The following is a 1,358-nucleotide window of genomic DNA, read 5'->3' on the forward strand; positions in this document are numbered from 1 at the left end:
GGGCCGTACCGCATCCCGGGCACCATGCACAGCCTGGCCTGAGTAACGCCCGCCCCGACCGGCGGGTGCCACCCAGCCCAATCACTGAAGTCTTCAGCCGGCGCAGGCCGGCCGCGCGCCGGGATGGCGCGCGCCATGAAAAAGGAGTCGCATCATGACCAGCTTCAATCTTTCCGAATGGGCACTGCGCCACAAGAGCTTCGTCATCTACCTGATGATCGCGGCCGCACTCGCTGGCATCTTCGCCTACACCGGGCTCGGCCGCGAAGAGGATCCGCCCTTCACCATCAAGACCATGGTGGTCAAAACGCTATGGCCGGGCGCAACGACCAGCGACACGGTGGAGCAGATCACCGACCGGATCGAGAAGAAGCTCGAGGAGCTTCCCAACCTCGACTACGTCAAGAGCTACACCAAGCCCGGCGAATCGGTGGTCTTCGTCAACCTGGAGGACACGGTCGCGGCCGAGCAGGTGCAGCCGCTCTGGTACCAGGTGCGCAAGAAGCTCGACGACATCAAGCCGACGATGCCGTCCGGCGTCCAGGGCCCCTTCTACAATGACGAGTTTGGCGACACCTATTCGCTGATCTATGCGCTTACCTCCGACGGCGTCAGCCATCGCGATCTGAAGGATTTAGCGAGCGGCCTGCGCGCCGGGCTGCTGACCGTGCCCGACGTCGCCAAAGTCGAGCTGATCGGCCAGCAGGACGAAAAGATCTATTTGGAATTCTCGACGCAGAAGGTGGCAGCACTCGGGCTCGACGTCGGCACGCTGTCGCAGGTGCTGCAGGCGCAGAACGCGCTGACCCCGAGCGGAACGGTCGACGCCGGCCCCGAGCGCATTGCCATTCGGGTTTCCGGCGAATTCACCTCCGAGGAGAGCCTGAAGGCGATCAACTTCTACGCCAATGGCCATTATTTCAGGCTGGGCGATGTTGCCGAGGTTAAGCGCGCCTATTCCGACCCGCCGCAGCCGATGTTCCGCTTCAACGGCAAGCCGGCTGTCGGCATCGCCATCTCGATGACATCAGGCGGCGACGCGCTGGCGCTCGGCGAGAACGTCAAGGAAAAAATGCACGAGATGGCGGCCGAGCTGCCGCTCGGCGTCGAGCTCGGCCTGGTCGCCGACCAGTCGCATGTGGTGGAAGAATCCGTCGGCGAGTTCACCAAGAGCCTCGGCGAGGCCATCGCCATCGTGCTTGCGGTCAGCTTCCTGGCGCTCGGCTGGCGCCCAGGCATTGTCGTGGCCGTCGCCATCCCGCTGGTGCTCGCCATCACCTTCGTCACCATGGAGTATTTCGGCATCTCGCTGCAGCGCATCTCGCTCGGCGCGCTGATTATCGCGCTCGGCCTTCTGG

At 63.9% G+C, this 1,358-nt stretch carries 1 protein-coding gene; it reads left to right on the forward strand.

Annotation, left to right across the window (positions count from 1 at the left end):
• Positions 1–154 precede the first annotated feature (154 nt).
• A partial coding sequence (locus EOA85_RS35380) for an efflux RND transporter permease subunit (RefSeq protein WP_164760136.1) occupies positions 155–1,358 on the forward strand: 1,204 nt, incomplete at its 3' end.

The sequence above is a fragment of the Mesorhizobium sp. M5C.F.Ca.IN.020.29.1.1 genome, assembly GCF_003997375.1.
GTDB lineage: Bacteria > Pseudomonadota > Alphaproteobacteria > Rhizobiales > Rhizobiaceae > Mesorhizobium > Mesorhizobium wenxiniae.